This is a genomic window from Tsukamurella spumae, from assembly GCF_012396015.1.
Lineage (GTDB): Bacteria > Actinomycetota > Actinomycetes > Mycobacteriales > Mycobacteriaceae > Tsukamurella > Tsukamurella spumae.
In genome coordinates, this window is record NZ_JAAXOQ010000017.1 from 58044 (window position 1) to 84374 (window position 26331).

Genomic DNA, 26331 nt, shown 5'->3' on the forward strand with positions numbered 1-26331 from the left:
GCTATCCGGCCGTCGCGGCGCTGCTCGCCTCCTCGTGCACGAGTATCCGGTAGTCCTGCAGGTCGACGGTGCGCAGCTGCCCCACGTACTGCGAGGCGAAGCCGGGGTACATGGTGGCGTTGAAGCCGTCGTCGGTGAGGTACCAGCTGCTGCAGCCGGAGTTCCAGGTGGTCGAGGTGAGCCGGCGCTGGATGTCCCGGTTGTACTCCTCCTGCACCTCGGCACGCACGTCGAGCGCCTTCCAGCCGTTGCCGATCAGCTGCGCGATCGCGTCGGTGATGTAGTCGATCTGCGCCTCCATGTAGACCAGCGCCGAGCTGTGCCCAGGGCCCGAGTTGGGGCCGAAGGTGACGTACAGGTTCGGATACCCGGAGACCGCGACGCTGCGGTAGGCGTAGGCGCCGCCGCTCCACTCGTCCGCCAGCACGCGGCCGTCCAGCCCGGTGACGGGGATCGGCGAGCCGGTCTTGGAGACGTCGAATCCGGTGGCGAACACGATGCAGTCGAATCGGTGTTCCACGCCCTCGACGGTGCGGATCCCCTGCGGGGCGATCCGCGCGATGGGCCAGGTGACCAGCGTGCAGTTCTCGCGCTGCAGCGCCGGGTAGTAGTCGCTGGTCATGAGGAGGCGCTTGCAGCCCGCGGCGAAGTCCGGGGTGAGCTGACGACGCAGCCACCGATCGCGCACCTGCAGCCGCAGGTGCAGCTTGCTGACGGCCTCCACGACACGGGTCAGCGGGGTGTTCCAGACGACGCCCAGCGCGACCGACTCGTGCCCCCAGAACCAGAGGGCGCGCGCGAGCTGCTGGGCGCCGGGGATCCTCCGATAGATCGACTTGGTGAATTCACCCGTCTCGGTGTTGATCCGGGGCAGCACCCAGCCGGGGGTGCGTTGGAAGACCTTGACCGAGGCGGCCTGCTGCACCAGCTCGGGCACGATCTGGACGCCGCTGGCACCGGTGCCGACGACGGCCACCTTCTTGCCGGTGAAGTCGTAGTCGTGGTCCCACCGGGCGCTGTGGATCTTGTGGCCCTCGTAGTCCTCGATGCCGCGGATCGCGGGGAAGGAGCAGTTGGCGAGGGGGCCGGAGGCGATGATGACGGCGCGGGCGCGTTCGGGCTCCCGGCCCTCGAAGGAGATGGTCCACTCCCCCGCGGTGGCGTCGTAGACCACTCCCGTCACGGTGTGCTCGAACCGGATGTGCGGTGCGACGCCCGAGGATTCGACCATCCCGTCGATGTACTGGAGGATCTCGGCACTGCCCGAGTAGGTGTGCGACCAGTCGGGATTGGGGGCGAAGCTGTACGAGTACAGGCGCGAGGGGATGTCGCACGCCGCTCCCGGGTAGGTGTTGTCCCGCCAGGTCCCGCCCACGCGGGTGTCACGCTCGAAGACGAGGTAGTCGTCGATCCCCTTGTCCTGGAGTCGGATGGCGGCGCCGATGCCGGCGAAGCCGGCGCCGATGATGGCTACTGAGATGGTCATGGCTGGAGGTGTCCTCGTCAGGCGGTGGGCTCGTAGGTCAGTTCCTGCGACCAGGTGGGGGTGCGGTGCACCAGCGGGAAGGGGATGAGGGCGGTCGCCTTCACCAGCGTGTCCGCGGGCACGTGGTAGAGCCGGTTGGTGCGGTTGATCACCCAGCCGCCGTGCCAGGCGACCACGCGGAACATGGGCAGCCGCTTGATGTACTCGCTGCGGTCGCCGGCGGCGCGGTAGCGCTTCATGGCGCCGTACAGCCGCTCCTCGTCGACGCCCATCTCGACGATGTTGTCGCGCATCTTGTTCAGCAGCGGGACGTAGCTGAGGAAGCCGATGAGCAGCGACGGCTTGACCCAGCCGCCGACGAAGTCGATGGTCCGCTTGCGCAGGTCCGCGTGGCCCAGCATGTCCATGACCTCGAAATCGACAGCCAGGTGGCGGGACTCGTCGGCGTTGATCCGCTTGAACACCTCCTGCGCGATCGGGTCCTTCACCTCGTCGGTGATGAACTTGATCAGGGCGCCGTCGAGCGCGACCTCCAGCATCGGGATGACGGTGCCGAGGAAGGAGAGCGACATGCCGTCGGAGTGCTGGTCGAGCCAGTTGATCACGAGCTGCACGTTGATGTTCGGCGACGGGATCTCGTCATCGTCGAGCATGCCCCACCGGCGCATGAGGGCGAGCTCCGCGTTGGCGTGCTTCTGCTCCTCGGCGTGGAAGTGCTCGTAGATGCTCTTGAGGGTCGGGGTCGGGGCCTTGCGCGCCATGGCCGCGAAGCCGCGGGCGCCCACGTTCTCGATCCACATCAGGTCGGACAGGAAGGGCTTGAGCTTGGCGTGCAGCTCTGGGTCGATGAGCTCGGCGCCCGGTGCATCCCAATCGATGTCGGCGAGGGCCCACTGCCGGTCCTTGATCATCTGCAGCATGTTGTCGAGATCCATGGCCATGAGGTGTTCCTTTCGGTGGCGGGTGACGATCGGGGTCAGGACGAGGGCAGGAGGCGGCTGAGCAGCCCGAGCCCACGGACGTACGGCGTCGGGAAGTGACGCTTGAGGTGCCAGATGACGTTCGCGTCGAGCTGCGGCACCACGTAGAGCCGACCGAGGTCGAGCGCATCGAGGGTCTGCGCGGCGACGCCGTCGGGCGAGATGCCGGTGAACTTCATGAGGGTGCCGGCGAGATTCTTACTGCCGTCGGTGATCCGGCCGTCGCGGGCGACATTGGTCTTGACGAAGGTCGGGCACAGCACCGTCACGTTCACGCCGGTTCCGGCGAGCTCGGCGGCGAGCGTCTCGGACAGCGACATGACCCCCGCCTTGGAGACGTTGTACGGGCCCATCGATGGCGCGGCCGCGAAGCCGGCTGCGGAGGCGACGTTGATGATGCCGCCGCGGCCCGCCTCGCGGAGCATCGGCGCGAACAGCTCACAGCCGTGCACCACGCCCCAGAGGTTGATGCCGAGGGCCCAGTCCCAGTCGTCGAGCCCGACCTCGCCGACGGGGCGACCGCCGATCCCGACGCCGGCATTGTTGATCACGAGCGTCGGCGGACCGTCGAAGACGGTGCGGGCGAAGGCCGCCAGGGTCTCGACGGCTGCCCGGTCGGCCACGTCGACGGTGGCGGCGTGCGCCGTTGCGCCCCGGGCCTCGATGAGGGCGACGGTCTCCTTCGCCCGGGCGGGGTCGATGTCGGCGCAGACGATCTCGCCGCCGCGGCGCGCGAGATCGAGTGCGAAGGAGCGGCCGATGCCGCTGCCGGCGCCGGTGACGACGGCCTTGGCATCGGCGGTGATCGGGTCGCGGACGAGGTGGTGCAGCAGTCGGTCGATGCCCAACATCAGGAGGCCTCCGAATCGGTGTGAGCCGCGGTAGCGGCGGTGGGATCGCTGTCGAGCCCCGCGAGGAAGTCGCGTACCCGCAGGAGCGCGGCGTCGGCCTGGGGCGCGAGCCGGGGCAACGCCTGGAAGACGTGCATGAGACCGGGCCAGATCTCCAGCGTGCTGGCAGCTCCGTGCGCGCGGAGCTCCGCATCGAGGTGGCGGGCGTCGGCGGACAGCATCTCGGCGCCGCCGACCTGGATCAAGAAGGGCGGGAGCCGATCCGCATGCCGGAGGTCGAGCCGCAGGCGGGGATGGGCCGGATCCACTCCCTCCGTGTAGAGGTCGACGAGGCGCCTCGCCGCGGCCGCGGAGATCGCGGGGTCGCGTCGGACGCGCTCCTGCCGGGCCGCGAGCGTGAAGGTGAGGTCGATGAGCGGCGAGAACAGGACGGCCGCGGCCGGCTGCGCCTGTTCGGTGGCCGCGCGGTGCAGCAGCAGGTCGCCGATCAGGTGACCACCCGCGGAGTCACCCGCGATGACGAGGTCCTCGGCCGCGTATCCCTGAGTGAGCAGCCAGGCGAAACCCGCCGCGACATCGTCCGCGGCGGTCGGGAAACGATGCTCGGGCGCGAGGCGGTAGTCCACGACGAAGACCGGCAGTCCCGTGGTCTCGGACAGCCGCGCGGCCAGACTCCGGTGCGTGCGCGCCGAGCAGATCGCGTAGGCGCTGCCGTGCACGTAGTAGACCGCGCGTCGGCCGCGGGTCACGCCCGGGCCGAGCACCCACTCCCCACGCACCGGGCCCCGTACGGCGGTCACCGTCGTGCCGCCGGGGGTGGAGCCGAGCACCCCCATGATCGACGCGACGAGGCCCCGTGCGATCCGGATGCCGACCGCGTTCATGGGGATCAGGCCGCTGGTGACGCCCAGCCCGTAGCGGGTCAGGAACGCCGCGGCGTCGGACCGCGGCGTCGAGGCCGACGGGACCGGCGGGGCCGGAGTCGTTGTTCGCATGACATACACACCATCAGCAATCGCGCCAGTTGTCAATGGCACAGTTATCGATGTAGCGTCCGGGAACCCGACGAAGGAGCAGGACACCGTGGAATCATCGACGGCCGCACGGTCGCATCCGCTCGAGATCATCGACGTGATCGAGGAGACCTCCGACGCGGTCTCCCTCGTCTTCGCGCACCCCACCGAGCGACGCCTGGAACACACCCCCGGGCAGTTCCTCACCCTGCGCGTCCCGGGCGCACCGGGCCACGGCGCGCGCTGGGCGCCGCGCTGCTACTCGCTCTCGAGCACCCCCGGACTCGACGATCACCTCAAGGTCACCGTCAAGCGGACCACCGGCGGCTACGCCTCGAACTGGCTGTGCGACAACGCGAAACAGGGAATGATCCTCGAATCCCTGGCTCCCGGCGGGCGGTTCACCGTGCGGGACGACCCCGATCGCCTCGTCCTCGCCGCCGCCGGGAGCGGCATCACCCCCGTGATGTCGATCCTGCGGGACGCGCTGGCGGCGTCCACGACGCCCGTGACGCTCGTCTACGCCAACCGCGATCGGTCGTCGATCATCTTCGCCGCCGCGCTCGCCGAACTGCAGGAGTCGCACGGCGATCGGCTGACGGTCACCCACTGGCTGGAGTCCGAACGAGGCATTCCCACCGCGGCCGGCCTGACGGCGCTGTTGCCGGAGCCGACGGTCGCGACGTCCGCGTACCTCTGCGGACCCGCCGGGTTCATGGACGCGGCCGCCGAGGCCGCCGCCCTCGCCGGGGTCGACGGTGCCCGCATCCACCGGGAGGCCTTCTCCTCACTGACGGGCGATCCCTTCGCGGTCGACACCGGGGCGGCCGCCGCGCCGCCCGCCGCGCCGGTCGGCGGGGCATCGTCGGACGGTGCCGCGACGGTGGTCGTCGAGCTCAACGGTGCGACCACCACCGTCGCCTGGCCGCGCGAGCAGGTCCTGCTCGACACCCTGCTCGACCGGGGACTCGACGCGCCCTATGTCTGTCGCGAGGGCAACTGCGGCGGCTGTGCCTTCACGCTGCGCCGCGGCGAGGTGCACATGCTGGTCAACGACACCCTCGACGATCACGAGCTGGGCAACGGCATCCGCCTCGCCTGCCAATCGCTCCCCCTCGCGGACGAGCTGGAGGTCGAGTTCGACTGACCGCGGACTCGGGACCGGTGCCCGGTCAGCAGCCGAGCCGGGCCGCCGTGGCCGCCGGCACCCCCTTGTCGGTGCACGAGAAGCCGCTGCCGAACGCCACGCCGCTCCAGCCGCCACCCGTGTAGCGGAACAGCAGCCGGGTGTTCTGCGCGTACGCCTCACGGGCGGGGATACGAGCGGTCGCCCACTCGTCGACGCACACGATCGCGTCGACGGTGAAGGGCTTCGCGATCTCTGCGCCCCAGTTCATCTCGGCGTTGGTGCGCAAGGTCTCCGGCGTCGCCTCGGAGCAGTGCGAGACCGGCGCGGGCGGCACCGTCGTCGGAGCAGCGGAGGTGGACGTGGTCGTCGTCGTGGCGCCACCGTCGAACACCTGGGGCGGTACCGCCTTGTCGGGCGTCACCGTGCGCCCGGACAGCGTGTACGTGACGATCACGGGTCCGCCCGACGGTCCGGCCGTGGCGTCGCCCGGGTTGAGCCAGCGGTACTGGAGCGCCACCGACGTGTCGGTGCTGCCGAAGAATCCGGTGAAGCTCGTGTACCTGTCCGTGGCGGTGCCGAGGTAGCCCTTCCGGTCGAAGAACAGGTCCCACTCGGGCGAGCTGCCGGTGCCGCCCTCGAGATCCGCGTGCACCCACAGCAACGAGGGACACGAGCCGAGCTTCGCGTCCGTGCCGCGGGTCGCCCGGTAGCCGATGCCGCGGAAACGCGGTAGGCCGGCCACGGCCTTGGCGACCGCGGGCGAGGACAGGTCCACGCACGCTCCCCCGCCCGCCGTGACCGGCGCGGCCGAGCCGCCGCCCGCGCCGTCGCCACCGGATCCGCGGCCGGCCGGGTCCGCCCCCGCGCCCCCGGTCCCGGGCGCGACGACGGTGCCGCCCTGCCCGGCGGACGCGGAGTCCGTCACGGGCGACGGTGCCTCGCCCGACTTCGCCGGCTGGCCTCCGCCGCACGCGGTGAGTACCGTCGCCGCGACGACGACCGCCGCGATTCCTGCCGATCTGATCATGTCCACCCCTGAACCACTCTCGCGCGCCGGACGGCGCCCTCCTGTAGTTCGGTTCGGCAATAAGATCTCCGACGTTACGCCTCAGCGGAGGCGTAACCGGTCCGGACACAAGAAAACCCCCTGCGAACAGGGGGTTTTGCTTGTGGCCAGAGCCGGGATCGAACCGGCGACCTACCGCTTTTCAGGCGGTCGCTCGTACCAACTGAGCTACCTGGCCGTGCCGGTAAAACCGTCACCGCCGAGTTCTGACGAACTCGGATGGCGACCCTGACGGGACTCGAACCCGCGACCTCCGCCGTGACAGGGCGGCGCGCTAACCAACTGCGCCACAGGGCCATATGCAATTTTTCGTCTTGCGACGTACCCCCTACGGGATTCGAACCCGCGCTACCGCCTTGAAAGGGCGGCGTCCTAGGCCACTAAACGAAGGGGGCTCGCTTCGGGCGACCTGAAGCCGCTCTCCGCACCGCTTCCGTGTTCCGTTGGGAGCTGGGATAGCTTATGGCACATCCCACCCAGTTCCCAAATCGCCTGGTCACAGTGCCGAAACAGTCGATGACGGCACCGACGGATCCCCGCCGCTGCACGACGTCGAGGCGGATCCGTCCCACCGCCCGGGTGAGCCGACCGCCCGGGTTCGCGATCGGCTCACCGTCGTACCGGTCGAGCCGCTAGCGTCAGCGGCATGGGTGACGAGACGACGACCACCGGCCCCGCCTTCGACAAGGACGCGGCCAGAGCGTTCCAGAAGCGCATGGTCGGGGTGCTCGACGATGCCGCGCTGGCCCTCCTCCTCTCGATCGGGGACGAGCTCGGCCTGCTCGACGTGCTCGGCACCGTCGGCCCCGCGGACACCGCGACCCTGGCCGCGGCGGCCGGCGTGGACGAGCGGTACCTGCGCGAGTGGCTCGATGGTGTGGTCGCCGGCGGAGTCGCCGAGTACGACCCCGAGACGGGGCGCTACCGCCTCCCCCGCGAGCACGCGGCCTGCCTCTCGGCCGCGGACGGCCCCGTCAACCTGGCCCGCACCATGAAGATGATCACGATGCTCGCGGGCGTGGAACCCGCTCTGCGCGAACCCTTCCGGCACGGCGGCGGGCTCGACTACGCGCACTACCCGCAGTTCCACGCGATGATGGCCGCGCAGTCCGCGGCCACGCACGACGCGGGCCTGCTCTCCGTGGTCGTCCCGACGGTGCCGGGCCTGCACGATCTGCTCACGCGCGGCGCGGCTCTTGCGGACATCGGCTGCGGTTCCGGGCACGCCGTCAACCTGCTGGCGGACGCCTATCCGGCGAGCCGTTTCGTCGGCTACGACATCAGCGCGGAGGCCGTCGACGCCGCCCGGGCGCAGGCCTCGGCCCGGGGCCTGACGAACGCGACCTTCGAGGTCCGGGACGTGTCGGCGCTCGGTGAGAACGACGCCTTCGAGGTGGTCACCGCGTTCGATGCGATTCACGACCAGGCCTTCCCGGACCGCGTGCTGGCGGGCATCACCGCGGCGCTGCGACCGGGCGGAACGCTGCTCATGGTCGATATCAAGGCGCAGTCCGGCGTGGAGAACAATCTGACCCTGCCGTGGGCGACCTACCTCTACACGATCAGCCTCCTGCACTGCATGACGGTCTCCCTGGCCACGCCGGGCGGCGCCGGACTCGGCACGGTGTGGGGCCGGCAGACCGCCGTCCGCATGCTGCAGGAGGCGGGCCTGTCCGAGGTGGACGTCCACGAGATCCGCTCGGACCCGTTCAACTACTTCTACGTCGCCCGCAAGCCGGTCGCCTGAACCCTGCGGCGCGCGTGCGCCCGGTCGGCCTCGGCGAAAGAACTTGTCGGTGTGCGTGGCGAGAATGAGCGACAAGTGCGAGTGCCCCCCGTGGGACTCGAACCCACAACCAGCCGATTAAAAGTCGGATGCTCTGCCAATTGAGCTAGGGGGGCGCGTTGCGAGAGTACCAGTGCGCCCGCCTGCACTGGAGAGACGGAGGTCGCTGTGGAGGAGACTCGCCGATGCATCGATTGTCTGCAGGAACTCCCGGTCTCGAGCTTCTACCAGCGGCCGAACAGACCGCGTCCATATCGCTTCTGCCGGCGATGCCAGACGGCACGCAGCCGGGCCTACCGGCTCATCCATCCGGACACCACCTCGACCGAGCGCGCGCGGCGGTCGCGGCTGCGTGATCGCGAACGATCCGCCGCTCGCGACCGCGCTCGAAGCAGAACAGACGAGTTCAAACGTCGTCGGCGCGAGCGTTCTGCGGCCCAGTCCGAGTACTACCGGGATTGGTACGCGCGAAACAGGGAACACGTTGCCGCTCTCCACAGGCAGTATCGGTCGGATCCGGGGATGCGCGAGAAGATGGCGGCGCGAAAACGTGCCTGGTACAACCGCGAGCCCGACAGACGACGTCGTGAACGACACCGACGCACAGCGCGACTCCGCAGTGCGCCTGCGATCCCGTTCAGCGCCGAGCAGTTGCAGTCCCGGATGTCGATGTGGTCGGGCTGTTGGATCTGCCACGAGCCGTTCACCGCGGCGCTGCCTCGAACCGTCGATCATGTGAAGCCGATCGCTCGGGGAGGTGCGGACATGCTGTCGAATCTCAGGCCCGCGTGCAAACCCTGCAACTCCCGAAAGAACGATCGATGGCCGTTCCCTCACGAGACTGCAGGGCTGCGGCGGAACCGCTAGGCGCCCGCGGCGTTGACCATCCAGTGCACGCCGAACCCGTCGACGCACATGCCGAAGACATCACCCCAGGGCGCCTTGACGAAGGGGACGGTCACGGAGCCGCTCGCGGAGAGCTTCTCCCACCAGCCGGTGAGCTTGTCCAGGTCATCGCCGGACAGCGACACGGACACATCGTCACCGACGTTCCGCGGCATCCCCGTCGGCGTATCGGCGCACATGAGGGAGAAGCCGTCCGGCGTGGACAGGTAGCCGTGCATCACCTTGGTGGCGTCGGCCGGGTCTGCGAGCATCTCGGGCGGCATGCCCTCGAATGTGGAGATCTCGAGCTCACCACCGAAGACCTCGCGGTAGAACTCGAGTGCTTGGCGGGCGTTGTCGGAGAAGCTGATGTAGGGGTTCAGGCGTACGGTCATGCCCCGATTGTGCTCCCGCCCACCGACACGTTCGGACAGTTCGCCGAACAGCCTCCGCGCGTTCACCCCCACGACCGTCCCCGGGGGCAACCTGGCGGGCATGCACATCGTCCAGCTCGCGAACTTCTACGGTCCCCGCTCGGGCGGGCTGCGCACCGCCGTCGACCAGCTGGGCGCCGGCTATGTCGCGCGCGGCCACGCGGTGACCCTCGTGGTCGCGGGCCGCGGACACGCCGACGAGGTCCTCGACTCGGGTGTCCGTCGGATCACGGTCCCGGGACGCAAGTTCGTCAGGGTCGAGGGCTATCGCGCGGCGAGCCCGGTCCTGATCCGCCGCCTCCTCCCCCAGCTCGGCGCCGACAGCCTGGAGGTCTCGGACCGGCTCACCCTGCGCGGCATGGGCCCGTGGGCGAAGGCGCACGGCATCGGCTCGATCATGATCAGCCATGAGCGGCTGGACCGGATGATCGCGCTGGGGGCACCGTCGTCCGTCGCCACCTGGGCGTCCGACATCGCGAACCTGGGCACCGCCCGCAGCTACGACACGGTCGTCTGCACGACGGCGTTCGCCGGCGAGGAGTTCGCGCGGGTGCAGGCGCCCAACGTCCGGACTGTGCCGCTCGGAGTCGACCTCGACACCTTCCGCCCCACGCGCGCAACCCCCTCGGCACGCGAGAGGTGGGCCGACGGTGCCGATGTCCTCCTCGTGCAGTCCTGCCGGCTCTCGATGGAGAAGCATCCCGCGCGCGGGATCGAGGTGCTCCGGGCGCTGCGGGCCGACGGTGTCCGGGCCCGCCTCGTCATCGCCGGCGACGGTGCGATGGCGGACGAACTGCGCAGGCAGGCACGGGGACTGCCGGTCGCCTTCACCGGGCATCTCGCGGATCGCGATGCCCTGGCGGATCTGCTGGCGTGCGCGGACGTCGCGATCTGCCCCGGCCCACACGAGACCTTCGGCCTCAGCGCGATGGAGGCGCTCGCCTCGGGGACGCCGATCGTGGTGTCCCGCAACAGCGCACTGGCCGAGGTGGCACGCGGCGACTGCGGGCTACCGGCGGCCGACACCGGCGCCGCCTTCGCCGCCGCCGTCCGCACCGTGCTCACGCGGGGCGACTACACCGAGGCCGCGCGGGCGTGCGCCGAGCAGTACACCTGGGACCGGGCGGTCGGCACGATGCTCAGCCTGCACCGTTCGACGGCGGACCGCCGGCGGTTCCTGCGCGAGCGTCCCGACGGGGTCCGTACCGCGCGGGCATCTGTACGGCGGACCAGCACCTGGAGGTCCGCGCGCGCCGTGTGACCGCCCGCGCGGGCGGAACGGGTGCGGGAAACCATTCGCACCCTGAGTGCGTGAGCGCACCCGGCATGCCAGGTGCGCTCGGGTGAATCGGGTGCGGGAAGCCATCCGCACCCGTTCCGCCCGCCGTGATCACCGCAGGCGCTCCCCCGACTCCGCGTGGAAGAACAGCGCCTGCTCCGCGGCGGGGAGCAGCCCCGTCTCCTCGCCCGCGCGCAGGGTGGTCGCGCGGTCGACCCGTGCCACCACCGGCTTGTCCTGACCGTCAACGCCGACGTACACGAGCGCCTCGGCCCCGAGCTCCTCCACCAGGGCGACGGTGCCGCGCGCGGCACCGGGGATCTCCGCCGGGACGACCTGCAGCCCCTCGGGCCGCAGCCCGACGGTCACCGTCGCCCCCGATTCGACGGTGCGCGGGATCGGCACGACCGCGCCGGCGAGCTCGGCGCCGGCAGCGGAGCGGGGCACCGTCAGGAGATTCATGCCGGGCGAGCCGAGGAAACCCGCCACGAAGGTGTTGACCGGATCGTCGTAGAGCTCCCGCGGCGGCGCGACCTGCTGCAGCAGACCGTCTTTGAGCACCGCGACGCGATCCCCCATGGTCATGGCCTCCACCTGGTCGTGCGTCACGTAGAGCGTGGTGACGCCGAGCCGGCGCTGCAACGCGGAGATCTGCGACCGGGTCGAGACGCGCAGGCGCGCATCGAGGTTCGACAGCGGCTCGTCCATCGCGAACACCTTGGGGTGCCGCACGATGGCCCGCCCCATGGCCACCCGCTGACGCTGCCCGCCCGACAGTCGCGCGGGCTTCCGGTCGAGCAGCGGCTCCAGCTCCAGCATGGCCGCGGCCTCCGCCACCCGCTTGGCCGTGTCCTCCTTGGACACACCGGCGTTGCGCAGCGCGAAGCCCATGTTTCCCGCCACCGTCATGTTCGGGTAGAGGGCGTAGTTCTGGAACACCATGGCCACGTCGCGCTTCTTCGGCGACACCGCCGTCACGTCGACGTCGTCGATCAGGATGTGGCCGTCCGTCACCGCCTCCAGGCCCGCGAGGGCCCGCAGACTGGTGGACTTGCCGCAGCCCGACGGGCCGACGAGAACGACGAACTCGCCGTCGGCGATGTCCAGGTCGAGCGAGCTGACCGAAGGCCGCTCGGCGCCCGGGTACTGGACGGTCGCACCGTCGAAACGCACCGTTGCCATGGTGTTCCTGTCACTCCTAGTTCGTACGAAACCGGCTGCGCCGGATCTACTTCGGCAGCTTGGGCTTGATCTGCGAGTCGATCTTGCCCTGGATGGTCTTCTGCAGCGCGCCGAGCACGGCCGCGGCGTCGCCGCCGGTCGCGATCTGCTGCAGGGCCTTACCGATGTCCTCGCCGCCGCCCGGCACGAACACGCGCGCGTTGTCCTGGACCCGGGTCAGCGGGAGCTGCTTGACCGCGGTGCCGAAGTTCGGGTTCTTCTCGATGAACTCCTTGAGCGAGGGCTCATCGACCGCGGCCTTGCGGACCGGCATGTAGCCGGTCGCCTGGGTGAACTTCGCCGTGTTCGCCGCGTTGGTCAGGAACTCGATGAACTTCATGGCGGCGGCCTTGCGCTGGGCCGAGATCCCCTCCGTGATCGCGACGCCGGCACCGCCGGTCGGGCAGGACTTGCCGGCGGGGCCCGGCAGGAAGGCCGTGCCGACCTCGAACTTGGCGGTCGAGGCGATGGTCTTGAGCGAGCCCGTTGACTGCATCGTGGCGGCGGCCAGGCCGGCGCCGAAGTCGTTCTCGGGCGTGGTGACCAGCCGGCCCCACTTGCCGATGACCTCCTTGAGCTGATTCGCCGCGGCGATCGACTCGGGGGTGGTGAACTTCAGGTCCCAGCCGTCGGAGTAGGCGCCGCCCTTCGACCAGTTCCACCCCTCGAAGACCCAGTCGATGTAGTTCTCCGAGTCGGCGAGCACGAGGGCCTTCTTGTCGCCGCCGATGGCCTCCTGGATGCGCGGGGCCCACTGCACGAACTCGTCCCAGTCCTTCGGGCCGCGGTCCTCGAGGCCGGCCTTCTTCCACACGTCCTTGTTGTAGTAGAACAGCGGCGTCGAGCGGGAGTACGGCACGGCGTAGTGCTTGCCGTCGAACTTGGTGTCCGCCAGCAGCGAGTCGACGTACTCCTCGGGCTTGAGGCCGGCACCGGCGAACAGCTCGTCCAGCGGCGCGATCTGCTTGTTGAGCGCGAAGTTGAACCAGGTCACGTCGGAGACCACCACCACGTCGGGCTTGGTGCCGCCGGTCAGCGAGGTCTGGAACTTCTGCGCCACCTGCTCGTAGTTCTTACCGCCGTCGAGCATCTCCACCTTGATGCCGGGATTCGCCTTCTGGAAGGCGTCGATCAGCTCCTGCTCGGTGGCCTTCGAGCTGCCGGGGTGGTTGGTGAGGAAGCGCAGCGTGATGTCGCCGCCGCTGCCGCCGGAGTCCGATGAGCCTCCCCCGGAACCGGACCCCGCACACGCCGCGGCGACAGCGGCGGTGGCGGCGAGTCCGGTCGCGAGGAAGCCGCGCCTGGTGAAGTCGGCCATGAGTTTCTCCCTTGGTGTTTCGTGTTCAGTGGTGGTCCCGGTCAGCCCTTGACGGCGCCGGACGTGAGGCCCTTGATCATCTGCCGTTGCAGGATCAGGAAGACGACGAGCATGGGCAGCGCGGTGAGCAGCGTGGCGGCCATGACCGGTCCCCAGTTCACGCCCTGCTCGGTGTTCTGCAGCAGGGTCAGGCCGACGGGCAGCGGCGCCACGGCCGCGTTGTCCGACATGAGGAAGGGCCAGAGGTACTCGTTCCACTCGTTGACCAGCGTGATCACCGCGAAGGCGACCATCGTGGGGATCGAGATGGGCAGGATCACCCGGAACAGCAGCCGGAGGTGGCCCGCACCGTCCATGCGCGCGGCCTCCACGATCTCCCTCGGCAACGAGAGGAAGTGGTTGCGCATGAGGAAGGTGCCGAAGGCCACGCCCGCCAGAGGCAGGATGATGCCGATGAAGGTGTTGCGGTAGTCCGCCATGAGCGCGTAGTTCGAGATCACCGTGATCTGGTTGGGCACCATGAGCGCCGCGATCACCACCAGGAACAGGAGCTTCTTGAACGGGAACCGCAGGAACACCAGCGCGTACGCCGTGCTCACGCCCAGCACGAACTTGATCGTTCCCGTGACCAGCGTGATGATCGCGGAGTTCCGCAGGTACTGCCAATACGGGATCTCCTGCGTGACGTAGCTGTAGTTCTTCGGGTACCACGTGGGCGGCCACCAGGTGGCGGGCGAGACGAAGATGTCGCCGCGAGCCTTGAACGAGGTGATGACGATGAAGTACACCGGCACCGCCACCAGCAGCAGCGTCGCCAGCATGCCGAGGTAGCCGACGATCTTCATCCCCGGATTGCCCGTGGGACCCGACTTCAACAGACTGCTCACTTGTCGTCCCCCCGGTCCATCATCCGCACCTGCACCACGGTCACGATCAACAGCACGAGGAACATGATCGTGGCGATGGTCGCGCCGTAGCCCGCGCGCTGGTTGCGGAAGGTCTGCCAATAGATGTCGAACACCATGGTCGTGGTCCCGTTCTGCGGGCCGCCCGCCGGGAACATGATGTTGATGATGTCGAACACCTGGAGACTGTTGAGCAGCACCGTGATCGACAGGAAATAGGTGGCTGGACGCAGCTGCGGCAGCGTAACCCGCCAGAACTTGCGCCAGGCCGGCGTCCCGTCGATCGCCGCGGCCTCGTCGAGGTCCTTGTTGAGCCCCTGCAACGCGGCGAGGTAGATGACGAAGGTGTAGCCCAGGTTCTTCCAGATGTAGGTGAAGGTCACCAGGAACAGCGCCCAGCCGGGATTCTGGTAGAAGTCCGGGCTCTCGATGCCGAACCAGCCCAGGATCGATGCCACCGCGCCGAACTGCGGGTTGAACACGAAGTAGAAGGCCGCGCCGATCGCGGCACCCGAGATCACGAACGGCGCGAACACCGCCGATCGGACGAGGTTACGACCCTTGAGGTTCTGATCGAGCAGCATCGCCAGCGCGAGGCCCAGCACCATGGAGAACACCACCGCGCTGACGGTGAAGATCAGCGTGACGGTGACGACCTGCCAGCTCTCCGCCTTGGTGAAGAACTCGCGGTAGTTGTCCAGTCCGATCCACTTCGCGGGCTCCGTGCCGGCGAGCGACCACTCCTGGAAGCTCAGCCGCACGTTGTCGATCAGCGGGCGATAGGTGAAAACGGCGAGCAACACCAGGTTCGGCACCACGAACAGCAGGAATAGCAGGTTGTCCTTGGGTACCAGGTTGGCGGCCAGCCCCTTCTTGGGTGATGGCTCCACTCGTTCCGTCGTGGCGGTCACTGCCGTAGCGTGCGGCATTTTCGCGTCCAGCGGACGACAATCGCGGAAAGTCCTGGTGATCAGTTCGTGATCGCGCGGGGCCGCCGCGCCGATGGCGCCATGACAGATGTCATCGCCGAACGATGACGAGCAGCCCGAAACCGCTGACTGCGCGCACTACTCCCGCGGCCGTGACCGGGCGAAAGTTGATGTCATGAACATCGACGACCAGCACACCGGCCACCGTCGCACCCGAGCACGGGGCCGCTCATGACCGCGCCCGAGGCGAGCACCGCCACCGTCGACACCGTGATCCGGGCCAGGGACCTACGGCGGACCTACGGCTCCGGCGCGGCCGCCTTCGAGGCGGTCCGCGGCATCGACCTCGACATCCGCGCGGGCGAGGTGTTCGCCCTCCTCGGGACCAACGGCGCCAGCAAGACCTCCACGCTGGACCTGCTCGAGGGCCTCGCCGCACCCAGCGGCGGCGAGCTCGCCGTGTTCGGCATGGATCCCCGCGCGGACCGGCGCCGGGTGCGGCCGCTGTGCGGGATCATGCTGCAGGCCGGCGGGCTGCCCGGCGAGCTGACCGTCCGCGAGAGCATCGAGATGTGGCGCGGCACCTGCAGCAACCCGACCACCGCCGACGCCGTCCTCGACCGTGTGCGGCTCACCGACCGCGCGGACGTGCGGGTGCGCGCACTGTCCGGCGGCGAGCAGCGGCGCGTCGACCTCGCCTGCGCCCTCATCGGGCAGCCGCGGCTGCTGTTCCTCGACGAGCCGACCACCGGCCTCGACCCGGAGAGCCGCCGCGCCACCTGGAATCTCCTCGCCGAGCTCAAGCGCGACGGCGTCACGATGGTCCTCACGACCCACTACCTCGACGAGGCCGAGGCGCTCGCCGACCGCATCGCGATCATGCACCGCGGCACCGTCGCCCGGCTCGGCACGCTCGGCGAGATCGTCGAGGGTCACCCCGCGGAGATCGTGATCGACGATCCGGCCGTGCCCCTGCCCGCCGTGTCCGGTGCCTGGACCACGGCGCCCGACGGTGGCGGCCGCGTCGCCCTGCGCACCCATCACCTCCAGGACGACCTGCGCACCCTGCTGGACTGGGCCGCCGACCGCGGCCTGGCGCTGTCCGGGCTCCAGGCCCGTCACCCCTCCCTCGAGTCCGTGTTCCTCGCCATCGCGAGCGAGGACGACGCGACCGCCGCCCCCGAGCCGATCGGAGCACGAGCATGACCACGGCCACCACCCCGACCCGCCCCGGAGTCGGCTACGGCCGGCACCCGCTGCGCGCCCTCGCGCACGCCGAGTACCTGCAGTTCCGCCGCAACAAGACCCTGCTGTTCATGGGCACGGTGTTCCCGATCGGGATGCCGCTGCTGCTGTTCTTCATCGCCCGCGGCGACGCGGCACCGAAGCCGGCGGGAGTCGCGATCACCCTCGAGATGTTCGCGCTGCTCGCCCTGCTGATGGTGCAGTACTACTCGGTGCTGTCCATGGTCACCACGCGCCGCTCGGAGGGCGTGCTCAAGCGGCTGCGGACGGGCGAGTCCTCGGACCTGCAGATCCTGGCGGCCCCCGCGGTGCCGGGAGCCGTGCTCACGCTGATCGGCGCGGTCGTCGTGTGCGGCGCGGTGTACGGCACCGGCGGGCCGCCGCCGGTGAACGCGCTGCTCATGATCCTCGCGCTCGTCGCCGGCCTGGTGATCTTCACGCTGCTGGCGCTGGCCACCAGCGCGATGACCAAGAACGCGGAGGCGGCGCAGATCACCTCGATGCCCGTGATGGTGGTGTCCATGATCGGCATGGCGAGCATCCGGCAGATCCTCCCCGACCGGCTCGCGCTGCTGGCCGATTGGACGCCCTTCGCCGCCGTGTCCGACCTCATCCGGCTCGGACAGGCGGGCCTCGCGCCCGGCATGCCCGACGATGCCGCGCCGCTCGGCTTCGCCGCCACCTTCGGCGAGACCGGCCGCCCGCTTGCGACACTGGCGGTATGGACGGTGATCGCAGTGCTCCTGGCGCGAAGGTACTTCCGCTGGGACGATCGCGGCTGATGCCCACCCGCCTGGGGAACGCCCTCGGTTGGTGGCACGCGAAGTCGAGCGCCGATAAGTTCCGGCTGTACACCCGCGCGGTGCTACAGGTCGTGATGATCACCTTCGTGGTCGTGATGGCCACATCGGGCACCACGGCATGGCCGGTGATCGGCATCGTCCTCGCAGGCCTCGCGTCCATCGCGGGGATCGAGGCGCAGCCCGACCTGTCGATCCGCGCCACCGACCGCCAGCGTCGCATCGCGTGGCGGTTCGCCCTCGCCGGCCTCGGAGCGGTGTGGGTGGCCGGCGTCGTCGGCGCGCAGGTCGCACCGCACATCGGCGCCGATCCCGCCGGCGCACGGGTCGTGAGCTCGGTCGCGTACGCGATGTCCGCCTGCGCGGTGCTGCCCTTCGTCCGGCACCGCTGGGCCCTCCTGGTGGTCGCCGCGGCGGCCACCACCCTGCTCCTGCGCCCCACGAATGCGCCGGTGTTCTTCGCGCTGCTGCTCGCCATCGGCGTGCTGCTGATGTGGACCTCCCGCACCACGGTCTGGAGCCTGCAGATCCTCACCGAGCTGGAGGAGGGCAAGCGGGCGACCGCGGAACTGGAGGTCGCCGAGGAGCGGTTGCGGTTCTCCCGCGACCTGCACGACGTGGTCGGACGGGCCTTCTCGGCGGTCGCGGTGAAGAGCGAGCTGGCCGCCACGCTCGCCCGCGCGGGGGCCGTCGACCGAGCGGTCGCGGAGATGGACGAGGTGAAGGCGCTCGCGGTGGCGTCGATGGAGGACACGCGCTCGCTCGTCCGCAGCTACCGCGCCATCGATCTCGGCACCGAGGTCGCGGGCGCCCGCTCACTGCTGGCCGCCGCGGGCTGCGAGCTCCGGCTCATCGGCACCCCGGACGACATCCCCGCGGACCTGCACGAGGCCGCCGCGTGGGTGGTCCGCGAGGGCACCACCAACATCGTCAAACACTCCGCGGCGGCACAGGCCGTGCTCACGCTGAGCCCGTCGGGCCTGGCCCTGCGCAACGACGGGGTGCTGCGCCCCGAACGGGACGACGGCGAACCGTCGGGCCTGGACGGCCTGCGCGGACGGCTCCGGGCCGTGGGCGCGGGCCTCGACGGGGCACACGAGGGCGAGGAGTTCGTCCTGACCGCGACCTGGGAGCAAGCATGACGATCGACGTGGTGCTGGCCGACGACGAGCACCTGATCCGCACCGCGATGGCCGCGCTGCTCGACCTGGAGCCGGACATCACCGTCGCCGCCGAGGCGGCGTCCGGCACCGAGCTGATCGCGCTGTGGGCGCGCCGCACCGCCGAGGGCCTGCCGCCCGCCGTCGCGGTGATCGACCTGCAGATGCCCGGCCCCGACGGCATCGACACCGCCGCCGAACTGCTGCGCAGCACCCCGGGCGCCGCGACGCTCATCGTGACGAGCCACGGCCGCCCCGGCTACCTCAAGCGCGCCCTCGCCACGGGCGTGCGCGGCTTCCTGCCCAAGACCGCACCGGCGGCGACGCTCGCGCAGGTCATCCGCACCGTCCACGCCGGCGGGCGGTACGTCGACCCCGAGCTGGCGGCCGACGCGATCAGCGCCGGCGACTCGCCGCTCACGGCGCGGGAGGCCGACGTTCTGGAGTTCGCCGTCGACGGTGCGTCCGTCGACGAGATCGCCCGACGCGCGCACCTGAGCCCCGGTACGACCCGCAACTACCTCTCCTCCGCGATGGCGAAGCTGGGGGTCGCGAACCGGTACGAGGCGGCGGTGCGAGCCCGCGAACTGGGCTGGATTCTGTGACTGTCCTCACACCCCGCTCCCCCCGTAACGTCGCAGCGATCCGTGGCGATGAAGGGGGCGCGGGGACCCGCGCGTGCGGCCGCCGCGCGGCCACCGACGGGTGGGCCGCGCGCCGCAAAACCGCTGTACGAAAGCGTCACTTTCAGCGCAGGACGTTGAGTCCATCGCCCGAAGTGCGTAGACTGTCGAGATAATCTGGAACCGCTCCAAACGTCGAAAGAGGGATTGATGTCGACCCGCCAACTCACCCAGCTCGAGCTTCTGCAGGAGCTCTCTGGCGTCGCCGAGGACAACGTCAACCGCCATCTGTCGATGACGAAGGACTGGAGCCCGCACGAGTACATCCCGTGGTCGGACGGTAAGAACTACGCCGCGCTCGGTGGTCACGACTACGACCCCGAGGAGTCCCAGCTCGACGAGGTCGCCAAGGCCGCGATGATCACGAACCTCCTCACGGAGGACAACCTCCCCACGTACCACCGCGAGATCGCTGCGAACTTCTCCATGGACGACGCCTGGGGCCACTGGGTGGGCCGCTGGACCTCGGAGGAGAACCGCCACGGCATCGCGATGCGCGACTACCTCGTGGTTACCCGCGGTGTGGACCCGGTCAAGCTCGAGCAGGCCCGCATGATCCACATGACCAACGGGTGGGACCCGCAGGGCAAGGTGGCGCAGCACACCGAGCAGAAGATGACGATGCTGCACTCCGTGGCGTACGTGACCTTCCAGGAGCTCGCCACCCGCGTCAGCCACCGCAACACCGGCAAGGTCTGCAAGGACCCGATCGCCGACAAGATGCTCCAGCGTATCGCGGCCGACGAGAACCTGCACATGATCTTCTACCGCAACATCTCGGCGGCGGGCCTGAACCTGGTCCCGGACCAGGCGATCCGCTCGATCACCGACACCATCAAGCACTTCGAGATGCCCGGCGCCGGCATGCCCGACTTCCGCCGCAACGGCGTGCTCATGGCCAAGCACGGCATCTACGATCTGCGCCAGCACAAGGACGAGGTCGTCATGCCCGTCCTGCGCAAGTGGAAGATCTTCGAGCGCGAGGACTTCGGCCCCGAGGGCGAGCGCACCCGCGAGGAGCTCGCGGCCTTCCTCGATGAGCTCGAGGCCGCCGCCGTGAAGTTCGAGGAGATGCGCGACCGCTCGCTGGCCCGCGAGGCCGCCAAGCGCGAGAAGGCCGGCCTGGCCGTCTAGCACCGACCCTCCGGAACCCGTCGCGCCTCCCCCGAGGCACGGCGGGTTCCTCTCGTTCCGCGGACCCGCGGTTTGCCGTACCCCTGCGGCGCCAGCGATCATGGAACGAGATGACCAGGGAGACTTTCTGATGACCACTGCCACCACCGCGCCGAAGCTGCGCATCGGGCGATTCGAGCTCGACTCCCCCGTCGTGCTGGCACCGATGGCCGGCGTCACCAACGTGGCCTTCCGCAGCCTGTGCCGCGAGCTCGAGCGGGCGCGCACCGGCACCGTCGCCGGGCTGTACGTGTGCGAGATGGTCACGGCTCGCGCGCTCGTCGAGCGGCATCCGGTGACGATGCACATGACCACCTTCGCACCCGACGAGGACCCGCGCAGCCTGCAGCTGTACACCGTCGACGCGAAGTGGACCTACGAGGCGGCGCGGATGGTCGCCGAGGAGGGCCTCGCCGACCACCTCGACATGAACTTCGGCTGCCCCGTCCCCAAGGTCACCCGCCGCGGTGGCGGATCGGCCCTGCCGTACAAGCGGAACCTGTTCGCGAGCATCGTCGACGCGGCCGTGCGCGGCGTCGCCGACGGCTCGCCCGTCGGCGGGCCCGAGATCCCCGTGACGGTGAAGTTCCGCGTCGGTATCGACGACGAGCACCACACCCACCTCGACGCCGGCCGGATCGCCGCGGAGCAGGGCGCGGTCGCCGTCGCGCTGCACGCGCGCACGGCCGCGCAGCGCTACTCGGGCCAGGCCGACTGGGACGAGATCACCCGGCTCAAGGAGCACGTGCACCACCACTTCGGCGACACGATCCCGGTCCTGGGCAACGGCGACGTCTTCGCCGCGGAGGACGCGGTGACGATGATGGAGCGCACCGGCTGCGACGGGGTGGTCGTGGGCCGCGGCTGCCTCGGCCGCCCGTGGCTGTTCTCCGAGCTCTCCGCCGCGATCAACGGCACTGAGATGCCCGTGCCGCCGAACCTCGGCGAGGTCACCGCGATCATGTACCGGCACGGCGAGCTGCTCGGCGCGCACCACGGCGAGGACAAGGGCATGCGGGAGATCCGCAAGCACGTCGCCTGGTACCTGCGCGGCTTCCCCGCCGGGGGCGAGCTGCGCACGCGCCTGGCCACCGTCAAGACCCTGGCCGACCTGCGCGCGCTGCTCGACACCCTGGATCCGACGGTGCCCTTCCCCAAGGACGCGGAGGGCCCGCGCGGCCGGCAGGGCACACCCGGCAAGGTGGTGCTCCCGGAGGGCTGGCTCGACGATCCGTGGGAGGCCGACGCCGCGGCGATGCCCGGCGCGGAGGCGGAGACCAGTGGCGGTTAATCGTCGTTCACCCGGCGTTCACCCAACGCTGCGGTCGCGTACGAACACGTCGATATACTGCACGCATGCGTAACGCGTACATCCAGCAGATGGATGCCTTCAACGACATCCTCGGCGACATCTGCGACAAGTCCGGTATCGCCATGGAGAAGGCCACCAACTCGCTCCTCCAGGCCGACCTGGCGCTCGCCGAAGAGGTCATCACCGAGCACGACGAGATCGTCCGGCTCAGCCGCCGCGCCGAGGAGGAGGCCTTCTCCCTGCTCGCGCTGCAGGCCCCCGTCGCCGGCGACCTGCGGATCGTCGTCTCGGGGTTCCAGATCGTCGCCGACGTCGACCGCATGGGCGCGCTCGCCCTGCACGTCGCGAAGGTCACCCGCCGCCGCTTCCCGAACAAGACCCTCCCCGAGGAGGTCAACGGCTACTTCGCCGAGATGGGCCGCCTCGCGGTCGAGCTGGCGAACTCCGCCCGCGAGGTGCTGCTCACGCAGGACCCGAAGCGGGCCGCGGAGATCGAGGAGCAGGACGATGCGATGGACGATCTGCACCGCCACCTGTTCACCGTGCTTATGGACCGCGAGTGGAAGCACGGTGTGGCCGCGGCCGTCGACGTGACCCTGCTGGGCCGCTACTACGAGCGGTTCGCCGACCACGCCGTCGAGATCGGCCGCCGCGTGATCTTCCAGGCCACCGGCAGCCCCGAGCCCACCGCCGACGTCTCGAAGTAGCCCCTACGCCCCGACGCCGTCCTGCAGCTGCAGGATCCGACCGCCGAGGTGGATGTCGGAACCGACGGTGAGCGGCACGGGCTGCCCGGGGGGCAGCCGCAGCGGCTGCGGCGACGCGGGCGGGCGCACCCAGGTGCCGTTCGCCGAGCCCACGTCCACGGCCAGCAGCTGCCAGCCGTCGATCCGGATCTCGAGGTGCGCCCGCGAGAGCGCCCCCGTGCGGTCCTGCAGAACGATCGGCAGCAGTCGCCCGGCACCGTCGAACGAGCGGCCCGCGCGCTGCGCGACATAGGCGGCCGGGTCGCGCCCGAGCACCATGTCGCCGTCCACGACGAAGGCCGTGCCGTCGTCCGCGACCAGCAGGCCGAGCGGCGGGCGCGGGCCCGTCTCGATCGGCGCCCGGCGGTCGACGAGGGCCCCGCACCGCGAGCAGTACGCGGCGGTCGGGGAGTTGAGGTGCCCGAACGCGCAGCGCCGCCCCTCGATCATCGGACCGGTGACCACGGGCTCGGCGGGGCCCTGGACCTCCACGTCGTACTCGGTGGCCGCGAACAACGGGCTCACGCCGGTCGGCTCCTCGTTGGTGGGGGCGTCGGCGGGGAAGACATCGGTGGAGATGTCGCCCTCGCTCGCGGTCTCCAGCGATTCGTCGGACCACAGCACCGCACCCGCACCGGGGACCGCGCCGTGCAGCAGGTGCAGGGCCGTGGGGCCGCACACCGGCGCCGGCGGAGGCGGGGGCCCGACGGTGACCGTCACCACCGCGCCCGGAGCCAGGGGCGCCACGCGCTCGGCGAACTCGGCGCCGGCGTGCAGCACGTGCTCGGGGCTGGCGGCCGCGGCCGAGGGGAAGATCGCGACGGTCAGCGCCCGCTCCTCCGGTGCCCCGGCGACACCGCGCAGCAGTGCGCGGACCGATCCCGCGCTGCTCTCGACGACGGCGAACGCCGGGCCGCCGCGGTCCCGGAGGATCGCGGCGAGGTCACCGTCGACATCGAGCGCCGAGGCGAGCTCCGCGGCCTCGGGCGTCGCGCCGAGCGCGGGCGCGTCGACCACGAGCACGGCACCGCGCACCCGGGCGACGACGCGGTCGCCGGGGAGCACGGTGCTGTACTGCACGCCCGCCGCGGGCGCGTCCTGGGTCTGCGCTGTCACAGAGTGAGGATACCGTCGATGTCCCAAGCCTCGGCCGGTGTGTGACCCGTCAGCCGAAGCGGCCGGAGATGTAATCCTCGGTCGCCTGCTGCTCCGGGTTGGAGAACATCTTCTCGGTCGGATTGATCTCGATCAGCTTGCCGGGCTTGCCGGTGGCCTCGAGGTTGAAGAACGCGGTCTGATCGGACACGCGCGCGGCCTGCTGCATGTTGTGCGTCACGATCACGATCGTGTACTGCCGCTTGAGTTCTCCGATGAGGTCCTCGATCGCGAGGGTCGAGATCGGGTCGAGCGCCGAGCAGGGCTCGTCCATGAGCAGCACATCGGGGCTCACGGCGATGGCGCGGGCGATGCACAGGCGCTGCTGCTGACCGCCGGACAGTCCGCCGCCGGGCTTGTTCAGGCGATCCTTGACCTCGTCCCAGAGATTCGCGCCGCGCAGCGAGGACTCGGCGATGTCGTCGAGCTTGGCCTTGCTGCGCACCCCCTGCAGCTTCAGGCCGGCCACGACATTGTCGCGGATCGACATGGTGGGGAAGGGATTCGGGCGCTGGAAGACCATGCCGATGGTCTTGCGCACGCCCACCGGGTCCACTCCCGAGCCGTAGATGTCGGCCCCATCGAGGGTGATGTGCCCGTCGACGCGCGCACCCGGCGTGACCTCGTGCATGCGGTTGATCGACCGCAGCACGGTCGACTTGCCGCAGCCGGACGGTCCGATGAAGGCGGTCACGGAGTTCGGCGGAACGGTGAGTGAGACGTCCTGCACCGCGTGGAACGCGCCGTAGTAGATGTTCAGGTCCTTGATGTCCAGCCGCTTGGCCATGACGGTCCTCCTCGTGTCTTACTTCGTCTTGGGGGCGAGCAGCCGGGACATCAGGGCGGCCAGGCCGCTCGCGATGGCCACGAGGATCACCAGGGTCAGCGCGGCGCCCCACGCCCGGTACTCGCCGACGGCGCCCGGGTTGGTGCGGTACTGGTCGTAGATGAACAGCGGCAGGGACGCCATGTTGCCGTTGAACACGTCGTAGTTGCGGCGGTCGGTGATGCCGACGAGCAGGAGCACCGGGGCGGTCTCGCCGACCACGCGCGCGATCGCCAGGAACACTCCCGAGACCATGCCCGACGCGGCCGTCGGCACCACGATCCGCAGGATCGTCTTCCACTTGGGCACGCCCAGGGCGTAGGACGCCTCCCGCAGCTCGTTCGGGACCAACTTGAGCATCTCCTCCGTGGAGCGCACCACGACGGGGACCATGAGCAGGATCAGCGCGAGGCTGACGGCGAACGACGACTGCGGCATGCCGAAGGTGGTGATCCACACGCCGAACACGAACAGGGTCGCGACGATCGACGGGATGCCGGCCAGCACGTCGACCATGAACGTGGTCACCCTGCCCAGGCGGGTGCGCTCGGCGTACTCGACGAGGTAGATGCCCACCATGATCCCGATCGGCACCGAGAAGACGGTGGCGATACCGGCCTGCACCAGGGTGCCGTAGATGGCGTGGCTGACGCCGCCCGCGTACGAGTCCGGCGCCACCCGGAGCATCGACTTCGACCACCAATCCGCGTGGATGATGGCGGGGAGCCCGTTGGCGATCACCATGTAGAGCAGGGAGACCAGCGGGACGACGGCCAACAGGAAGCAGGCGCCGAAGACGATCGCGGCGGCCTTGTCGGTGATCCGCCGCCGGAGCGAGGTGCGATGGAAGACGGTGCCGCTCTTGGCGACGCTGTCCAGGTCTGCGGCGGTCATCCGTTCACCCGTCCCCCGCCGATCCAGCGCGCGATCGCGTTCACCACGAAGGTGAGCACGAAGAGCACGAGGCCGGCGGCGATGTAGGCGCCGCGCTGGTCGACGTTGTCGAACTCAGCGGCGGCGGAGGCGATCTTCGAAGCGAAGGTGTAGCCGCTGTCGAACAGCGACCAGATGGAGTTCTTGGTGGCGGCGAACAGGATGATGAGCACCGCGATGGTCTCGCCGAGCGCGCGCCCCAGGGCCAGCATGGAGCCGGCGACGATGCCGGACCGGCCATACGGGAGCACCGTCAGCCTGACGACCTCCCACTTGGTGGCGCCGAGCGCCAGCGCCGCCTCCTGCTGCGAGACGGGCGTCTGCCACAGCGCCTCGCGCGTGATCGAGGTGATGATCGGGAGGATCATGATCGCGAGCACGATGCCCGCGGTGAACACCGTCGACCCCAGCGAGATCTGCATGTTGCCGGTCTTGAACAGGAAGAACCAGCCGAGATTGCTGTTGAGCCACTGCTGCAGCGGCACCAGGAAGGGCGCCAGGACCAGGATTCCCCACAGGCCGTAGATGATCGACGGGACTGCGGCCAGCAGATCCACCACGGCGCCCAGGGCGCGGGCGATCCGGCGGGGCACGTACTGCGCGAGGAAGGTCGCGATCCCGACGGCGACGGGCACCGCGAGGACGAGCGCCATCACCGACGACAGCACGGTGATCTTCAGCAGCTCGACGATGCCGAACCGCATGTTCGACGGGGTGGTCTGCCACTCGGAGCTGGTGAGGAAGTTGACATTGTTCTTCGTCAGCGCCGGGACGGCCTGCACCACGAGTTGCAGGAAGATCAGGCCGATGACGGCGATCAGCAGGATTCCCGCGCCCTGCGCGGCCCACTTGAAGATCTTCTCCATCCGTCCGGCGGACCCGGCGAAGGACGCGCTCTCGACGGCGACGGCATCCGTGCGGACCGCGGACGGCACACCGTCCGACGGCGCGCTCCGTTCGGGTGAGTCCTCAGTCGCCATGTTCCCCCGATGTTCTGCCACGCGAAGCTGTCCCTT

The 26331-nt window shown here is 69.9% G+C and carries 25 protein-coding genes and 4 tRNA genes; 11 read left to right on the forward strand and 18 right to left on the reverse strand.

The features are described from left to right. Position 1: 1 nt before the first annotated feature. The 4 genes from HF999_RS13545 to HF999_RS13560 are packed head-to-tail and all read right to left on the reverse strand — an operon-like array spanning position 2 to position 4312. Positions 2 to 1486, reverse strand: coding sequence for a flavin-containing monooxygenase (locus HF999_RS13545; protein WP_168546382.1), 1485 nt, complete (start codon positions 1484 to 1486; stop codon positions 2 to 4). A gap of 17 nt (positions 1487 to 1503) precedes the next feature. Beyond that, positions 1504 to 2427, reverse strand: a complete 924-nt coding sequence (locus HF999_RS13550; RefSeq protein ID WP_168546383.1) for a ferritin family protein — start codon at positions 2425 to 2427, stop codon at positions 1504 to 1506. A 35-nt stretch (positions 2428 to 2462) separates the two neighbouring features. Continuing rightward, positions 2463 to 3317, reverse strand: coding sequence for an SDR family NAD(P)-dependent oxidoreductase (locus tag HF999_RS13555; RefSeq protein WP_210733796.1), 855 nt, complete (start codon positions 3315 to 3317; stop codon positions 2463 to 2465). Beyond that, positions 3317 to 4312 (reverse strand): alpha/beta hydrolase, encoded by a 996-nt coding sequence (locus HF999_RS13560; RefSeq protein ID WP_168546384.1) that lies wholly within the window; start codon positions 4310 to 4312, stop codon positions 3317 to 3319. Before HF999_RS13560 ends, HF999_RS13555 begins: the two co-directional genes overlap by 1 nt. Before the next feature lie 88 nt (positions 4313 to 4400). On the opposite strand from HF999_RS13560, the gene HF999_RS13565 reads away from it, so the two are divergent. After that, positions 4401 to 5477 (forward strand): 2Fe-2S iron-sulfur cluster-binding protein, encoded by a 1077-nt coding sequence (locus HF999_RS13565; protein WP_312854142.1) that lies wholly within the window; start codon positions 4401 to 4403, stop codon positions 5475 to 5477. A 25-nt stretch (positions 5478 to 5502) separates the two neighbouring features. Here the strand turns inward: HF999_RS13565 and HF999_RS13570 are convergent, their stop codons facing one another. The 4 genes from HF999_RS13570 to HF999_RS13585 all read right to left on the reverse strand — a co-directional run bounded on the left by HF999_RS13570 (position 5503) and on the right by HF999_RS13585 (position 6920). Further along, positions 5503 to 6486 (reverse strand): LppP/LprE family lipoprotein, encoded by a 984-nt coding sequence (locus tag HF999_RS13570; RefSeq protein WP_168546386.1) that lies wholly within the window; start codon positions 6484 to 6486, stop codon positions 5503 to 5505. A gap of 143 nt (positions 6487 to 6629) precedes the next feature. After that, positions 6630 to 6703: transfer RNA gene (locus HF999_RS13575), tRNA-Phe, on the reverse strand. Positions 6704 to 6745: 42 nt separating this feature from the next. After that, positions 6746 to 6822: transfer RNA gene (locus HF999_RS13580), tRNA-Asp, on the reverse strand. Between the two features lie 25 nt (positions 6823 to 6847). Further along, positions 6848 to 6920: transfer RNA gene (locus HF999_RS13585), tRNA-Glu, on the reverse strand. A 251-nt stretch (positions 6921 to 7171) separates the two neighbouring features. Here HF999_RS13585 and HF999_RS13590 point away from each other — a divergent pair. After that, the gene (locus HF999_RS13590; RefSeq protein ID WP_168546387.1) at positions 7172 to 8272 is read left to right on the forward strand and encodes a class I SAM-dependent methyltransferase; all 1101 of its coding nucleotides are present in this window, start codon (positions 7172 to 7174) and stop codon (positions 8270 to 8272) included. 82 nt (positions 8273 to 8354) lie between these two features. On the opposite strand, the gene HF999_RS13595 is transcribed toward HF999_RS13590, so the two are convergent. Beyond that, a tRNA-Lys gene (locus HF999_RS13595) sits at positions 8355 to 8427 on the reverse strand. A gap of 553 nt (positions 8428 to 8980) precedes the next feature. Between HF999_RS13595 and HF999_RS22560 the strand changes: the two genes are divergently transcribed. Continuing rightward, positions 8981 to 9178 carry an HNH endonuclease gene (locus HF999_RS22560; protein WP_246207809.1) on the forward strand — a complete coding sequence of 66 codons (198 nt, stop codon included), beginning with the start codon at positions 8981 to 8983 and terminating at the stop codon, positions 9176 to 9178. Here HF999_RS22560 and HF999_RS13605 read toward each other — a convergent pair. After that, the gene (locus tag HF999_RS13605) at positions 9175 to 9591 is read right to left on the reverse strand and encodes a VOC family protein (protein ID WP_168546389.1); all 417 of its coding nucleotides are present in this window, start codon (positions 9589 to 9591) and stop codon (positions 9175 to 9177) included. The genes HF999_RS22560 and HF999_RS13605 overlap by 4 nt on opposite strands. Positions 9592 to 9691: 100 nt before the next feature. On the opposite strand from HF999_RS13605, the gene HF999_RS13610 reads away from it, so the two are divergent. Continuing rightward, positions 9692 to 10891, forward strand: a complete 1200-nt coding sequence (locus tag HF999_RS13610; RefSeq protein ID WP_168546390.1) for a glycosyltransferase — start codon at positions 9692 to 9694, stop codon at positions 10889 to 10891. 129 nt (positions 10892 to 11020) lie between these two features. On the opposite strand, the gene HF999_RS13615 is transcribed toward HF999_RS13610, so the two are convergent. From HF999_RS13615 to HF999_RS13630, 4 genes are read right to left on the reverse strand one after another with little or no spacing between them, the layout of a single operon-like run. Beyond that, complete coding sequence (locus HF999_RS13615; RefSeq protein WP_168546391.1) at positions 11021 to 12091, reverse strand: ABC transporter ATP-binding protein; 1071 nt, start codon at positions 12089 to 12091, stop codon at positions 11021 to 11023. Positions 12092 to 12137: 46 nt separating this feature from the next. After that, complete coding sequence (locus tag HF999_RS13620) at positions 12138 to 13448, reverse strand: ABC transporter substrate-binding protein (protein ID WP_168546392.1); 1311 nt, start codon at positions 13446 to 13448, stop codon at positions 12138 to 12140. Positions 13449 to 13489: 41 nt separating this feature from the next. Beyond that, entirely contained in the window at positions 13490 to 14293 is an 804-nt protein-coding gene (locus HF999_RS13625; RefSeq protein ID WP_246207812.1) for a carbohydrate ABC transporter permease, read from the reverse strand. 38 nt (positions 14294 to 14331) lie between these two features. Beyond that, positions 14332 to 15264 carry a carbohydrate ABC transporter permease gene (locus tag HF999_RS13630; protein ID WP_312854143.1) on the reverse strand — a complete coding sequence of 311 codons (933 nt, stop codon included), beginning with the start codon at positions 15262 to 15264 and terminating at the stop codon, positions 14332 to 14334. A gap of 249 nt (positions 15265 to 15513) precedes the next feature. Here HF999_RS13630 and HF999_RS13635 point away from each other — a divergent pair, with 249 nt between their 5' ends. From HF999_RS13635 to phoU, 7 genes are all read left to right on the forward strand, one after another. Further along, entirely contained in the window at positions 15514 to 16488 is a 975-nt protein-coding gene (locus HF999_RS13635) for an ABC transporter ATP-binding protein (RefSeq protein WP_168546394.1), read from the forward strand. After that, positions 16485 to 17309: an ABC transporter permease gene (locus tag HF999_RS13640; protein WP_168546395.1), complete on the forward strand. Its 825-nt coding sequence runs from the start codon at positions 16485 to 16487 to the stop codon at positions 17307 to 17309. The genes HF999_RS13635 and HF999_RS13640 overlap by 4 nt, the downstream gene beginning before the upstream one ends. After that, positions 17309 to 18469 (forward strand): sensor histidine kinase, encoded by a 1161-nt coding sequence (locus HF999_RS13645; RefSeq protein ID WP_168546396.1) that lies wholly within the window; start codon positions 17309 to 17311, stop codon positions 18467 to 18469. The genes HF999_RS13640 and HF999_RS13645 overlap by 1 nt, the downstream gene beginning before the upstream one ends. Continuing rightward, complete coding sequence (locus tag HF999_RS13650) at positions 18466 to 19092, forward strand: response regulator transcription factor (protein ID WP_168546397.1); 627 nt, start codon at positions 18466 to 18468, stop codon at positions 19090 to 19092. Before HF999_RS13645 ends, HF999_RS13650 begins: the two co-directional genes overlap by 4 nt. A 228-nt stretch (positions 19093 to 19320) precedes the next feature. Next, on the forward strand, positions 19321 to 20304 hold the full coding sequence (locus tag HF999_RS13655; RefSeq protein ID WP_168546398.1) for an acyl-ACP desaturase: 984 nt from the start codon (positions 19321 to 19323) through the stop codon (positions 20302 to 20304). A gap of 130 nt (positions 20305 to 20434) precedes the next feature. Next, complete coding sequence (gene dusB, locus HF999_RS13660; protein WP_168546399.1) at positions 20435 to 21634, forward strand: tRNA dihydrouridine synthase DusB; 1200 nt, start codon at positions 20435 to 20437, stop codon at positions 21632 to 21634. Between the two features lie 65 nt (positions 21635 to 21699). Continuing rightward, a complete protein-coding gene (phoU, locus tag HF999_RS13665) occupies positions 21700 to 22362 on the forward strand; it encodes a phosphate signaling complex protein PhoU (protein WP_168546400.1) in 663 nt (220 codons plus the stop codon). 3 nt (positions 22363 to 22365) lie between these two features. Here phoU and HF999_RS23010 read toward each other — a convergent pair whose 3' ends face one another. The 4 genes from HF999_RS23010 to pstC are packed head-to-tail and all read right to left on the reverse strand — an operon-like array spanning position 22366 to position 26295. After that, the gene (locus tag HF999_RS23010) at positions 22366 to 23517 is read right to left on the reverse strand and encodes an FHA domain-containing protein (RefSeq protein ID WP_168546401.1); all 1152 of its coding nucleotides are present in this window, start codon (positions 23515 to 23517) and stop codon (positions 22366 to 22368) included. A 49-nt stretch (positions 23518 to 23566) separates the two neighbouring features. Further along, positions 23567 to 24343: a phosphate ABC transporter ATP-binding protein PstB gene (gene pstB / locus HF999_RS13675; protein WP_168546402.1), complete on the reverse strand. Its 777-nt coding sequence runs from the start codon at positions 24341 to 24343 to the stop codon at positions 23567 to 23569. A gap of 18 nt (positions 24344 to 24361) precedes the next feature. Further along, complete coding sequence (pstA, locus tag HF999_RS13680) at positions 24362 to 25276, reverse strand: phosphate ABC transporter permease PstA (RefSeq protein ID WP_168546403.1); 915 nt, start codon at positions 25274 to 25276, stop codon at positions 24362 to 24364. Beyond that, entirely contained in the window at positions 25273 to 26295 is a 1023-nt protein-coding gene (pstC, locus tag HF999_RS13685) for a phosphate ABC transporter permease subunit PstC (protein WP_168546404.1), read from the reverse strand. Before pstC ends, pstA begins: the two co-directional genes overlap by 4 nt. Between the last annotated feature and the right edge of the window lie 36 nt (positions 26296 to 26331).

What these genes read in the sequence shown, in the direction of transcription:
- HF999_RS13545 (WP_168546382.1), bottom strand. Translation starts at nt 1,486, where the DNA reads ATGACCATCTCAGTAGCCATCATCGGCGCCGGCTTCGCCGGCATCGGC.
- HF999_RS13550 (WP_168546383.1), bottom strand. Translation starts at nt 2,427, where the DNA reads ATGGCCATGGATCTCGACAACATGCTGCAGATGATCAAGGACCGGCAG.
- HF999_RS13555 (WP_210733796.1), bottom strand. Translation starts at nt 3,317, where the DNA reads ATGTTGGGCATCGACCGACTGCTGCACCACCTCGTCCGCGACCCGATC.
- HF999_RS13560 (WP_168546384.1), bottom strand. Translation starts at nt 4,312, where the DNA reads ATGCGAACAACGACTCCGGCCCCGCCGGTCCCGTCGGCCTCGACGCCG.
- HF999_RS13570 (WP_168546386.1), bottom strand. Translation starts at nt 6,486, where the DNA reads ATGATCAGATCGGCAGGAATCGCGGCGGTCGTCGTCGCGGCGACGGTA.
- HF999_RS13590 (WP_168546387.1), top strand. Translation starts at nt 7,172, where the DNA reads ATGGGTGACGAGACGACGACCACCGGCCCCGCCTTCGACAAGGACGCG.
- HF999_RS22560 (WP_246207809.1), top strand. Translation starts at nt 8,981, where the DNA reads ATGTGGTCGGGCTGTTGGATCTGCCACGAGCCGTTCACCGCGGCGCTG.
- HF999_RS13605 (WP_168546389.1), bottom strand. Translation starts at nt 9,591, where the DNA reads ATGACCGTACGCCTGAACCCCTACATCAGCTTCTCCGACAACGCCCGC.
- HF999_RS13610 (WP_168546390.1), top strand. Translation starts at nt 9,692, where the DNA reads ATGCACATCGTCCAGCTCGCGAACTTCTACGGTCCCCGCTCGGGCGGG.
- HF999_RS13615 (WP_168546391.1), bottom strand. Translation starts at nt 12,091, where the DNA reads ATGGCAACGGTGCGTTTCGACGGTGCGACCGTCCAGTACCCGGGCGCC.
- HF999_RS13620 (WP_168546392.1), bottom strand. Translation starts at nt 13,448, where the DNA reads ATGGCCGACTTCACCAGGCGCGGCTTCCTCGCGACCGGACTCGCCGCC.
- HF999_RS13625 (WP_246207812.1), bottom strand. Translation starts at nt 14,293, where the DNA reads ATGAAGATCGTCGGCTACCTCGGCATGCTGGCGACGCTGCTGCTGGTG.
- HF999_RS13635 (WP_168546394.1), top strand. Translation starts at nt 15,514, where the DNA reads ATGACCGCGCCCGAGGCGAGCACCGCCACCGTCGACACCGTGATCCGG.
- HF999_RS13640 (WP_168546395.1), top strand. Translation starts at nt 16,485, where the DNA reads ATGACCACGGCCACCACCCCGACCCGCCCCGGAGTCGGCTACGGCCGG.
- HF999_RS13645 (WP_168546396.1), top strand. Translation starts at nt 17,309, where the DNA reads ATGCCCACCCGCCTGGGGAACGCCCTCGGTTGGTGGCACGCGAAGTCG.
- HF999_RS13650 (WP_168546397.1), top strand. Translation starts at nt 18,466, where the DNA reads ATGACGATCGACGTGGTGCTGGCCGACGACGAGCACCTGATCCGCACC.
- HF999_RS13655 (WP_168546398.1), top strand. Translation starts at nt 19,321, where the DNA reads ATGTCGACCCGCCAACTCACCCAGCTCGAGCTTCTGCAGGAGCTCTCT.
- dusB (WP_168546399.1), top strand. Translation starts at nt 20,435, where the DNA reads ATGACCACTGCCACCACCGCGCCGAAGCTGCGCATCGGGCGATTCGAG.
- phoU (WP_168546400.1), top strand. Translation starts at nt 21,700, where the DNA reads ATGCGTAACGCGTACATCCAGCAGATGGATGCCTTCAACGACATCCTC.
- pstB (WP_168546402.1), bottom strand. Translation starts at nt 24,343, where the DNA reads ATGGCCAAGCGGCTGGACATCAAGGACCTGAACATCTACTACGGCGCG.
- pstA (WP_168546403.1), bottom strand. Translation starts at nt 25,276, where the DNA reads ATGACCGCCGCAGACCTGGACAGCGTCGCCAAGAGCGGCACCGTCTTC.
- pstC (WP_168546404.1), bottom strand. Translation starts at nt 26,295, where the DNA reads ATGGCGACTGAGGACTCACCCGAACGGAGCGCGCCGTCGGACGGTGTG.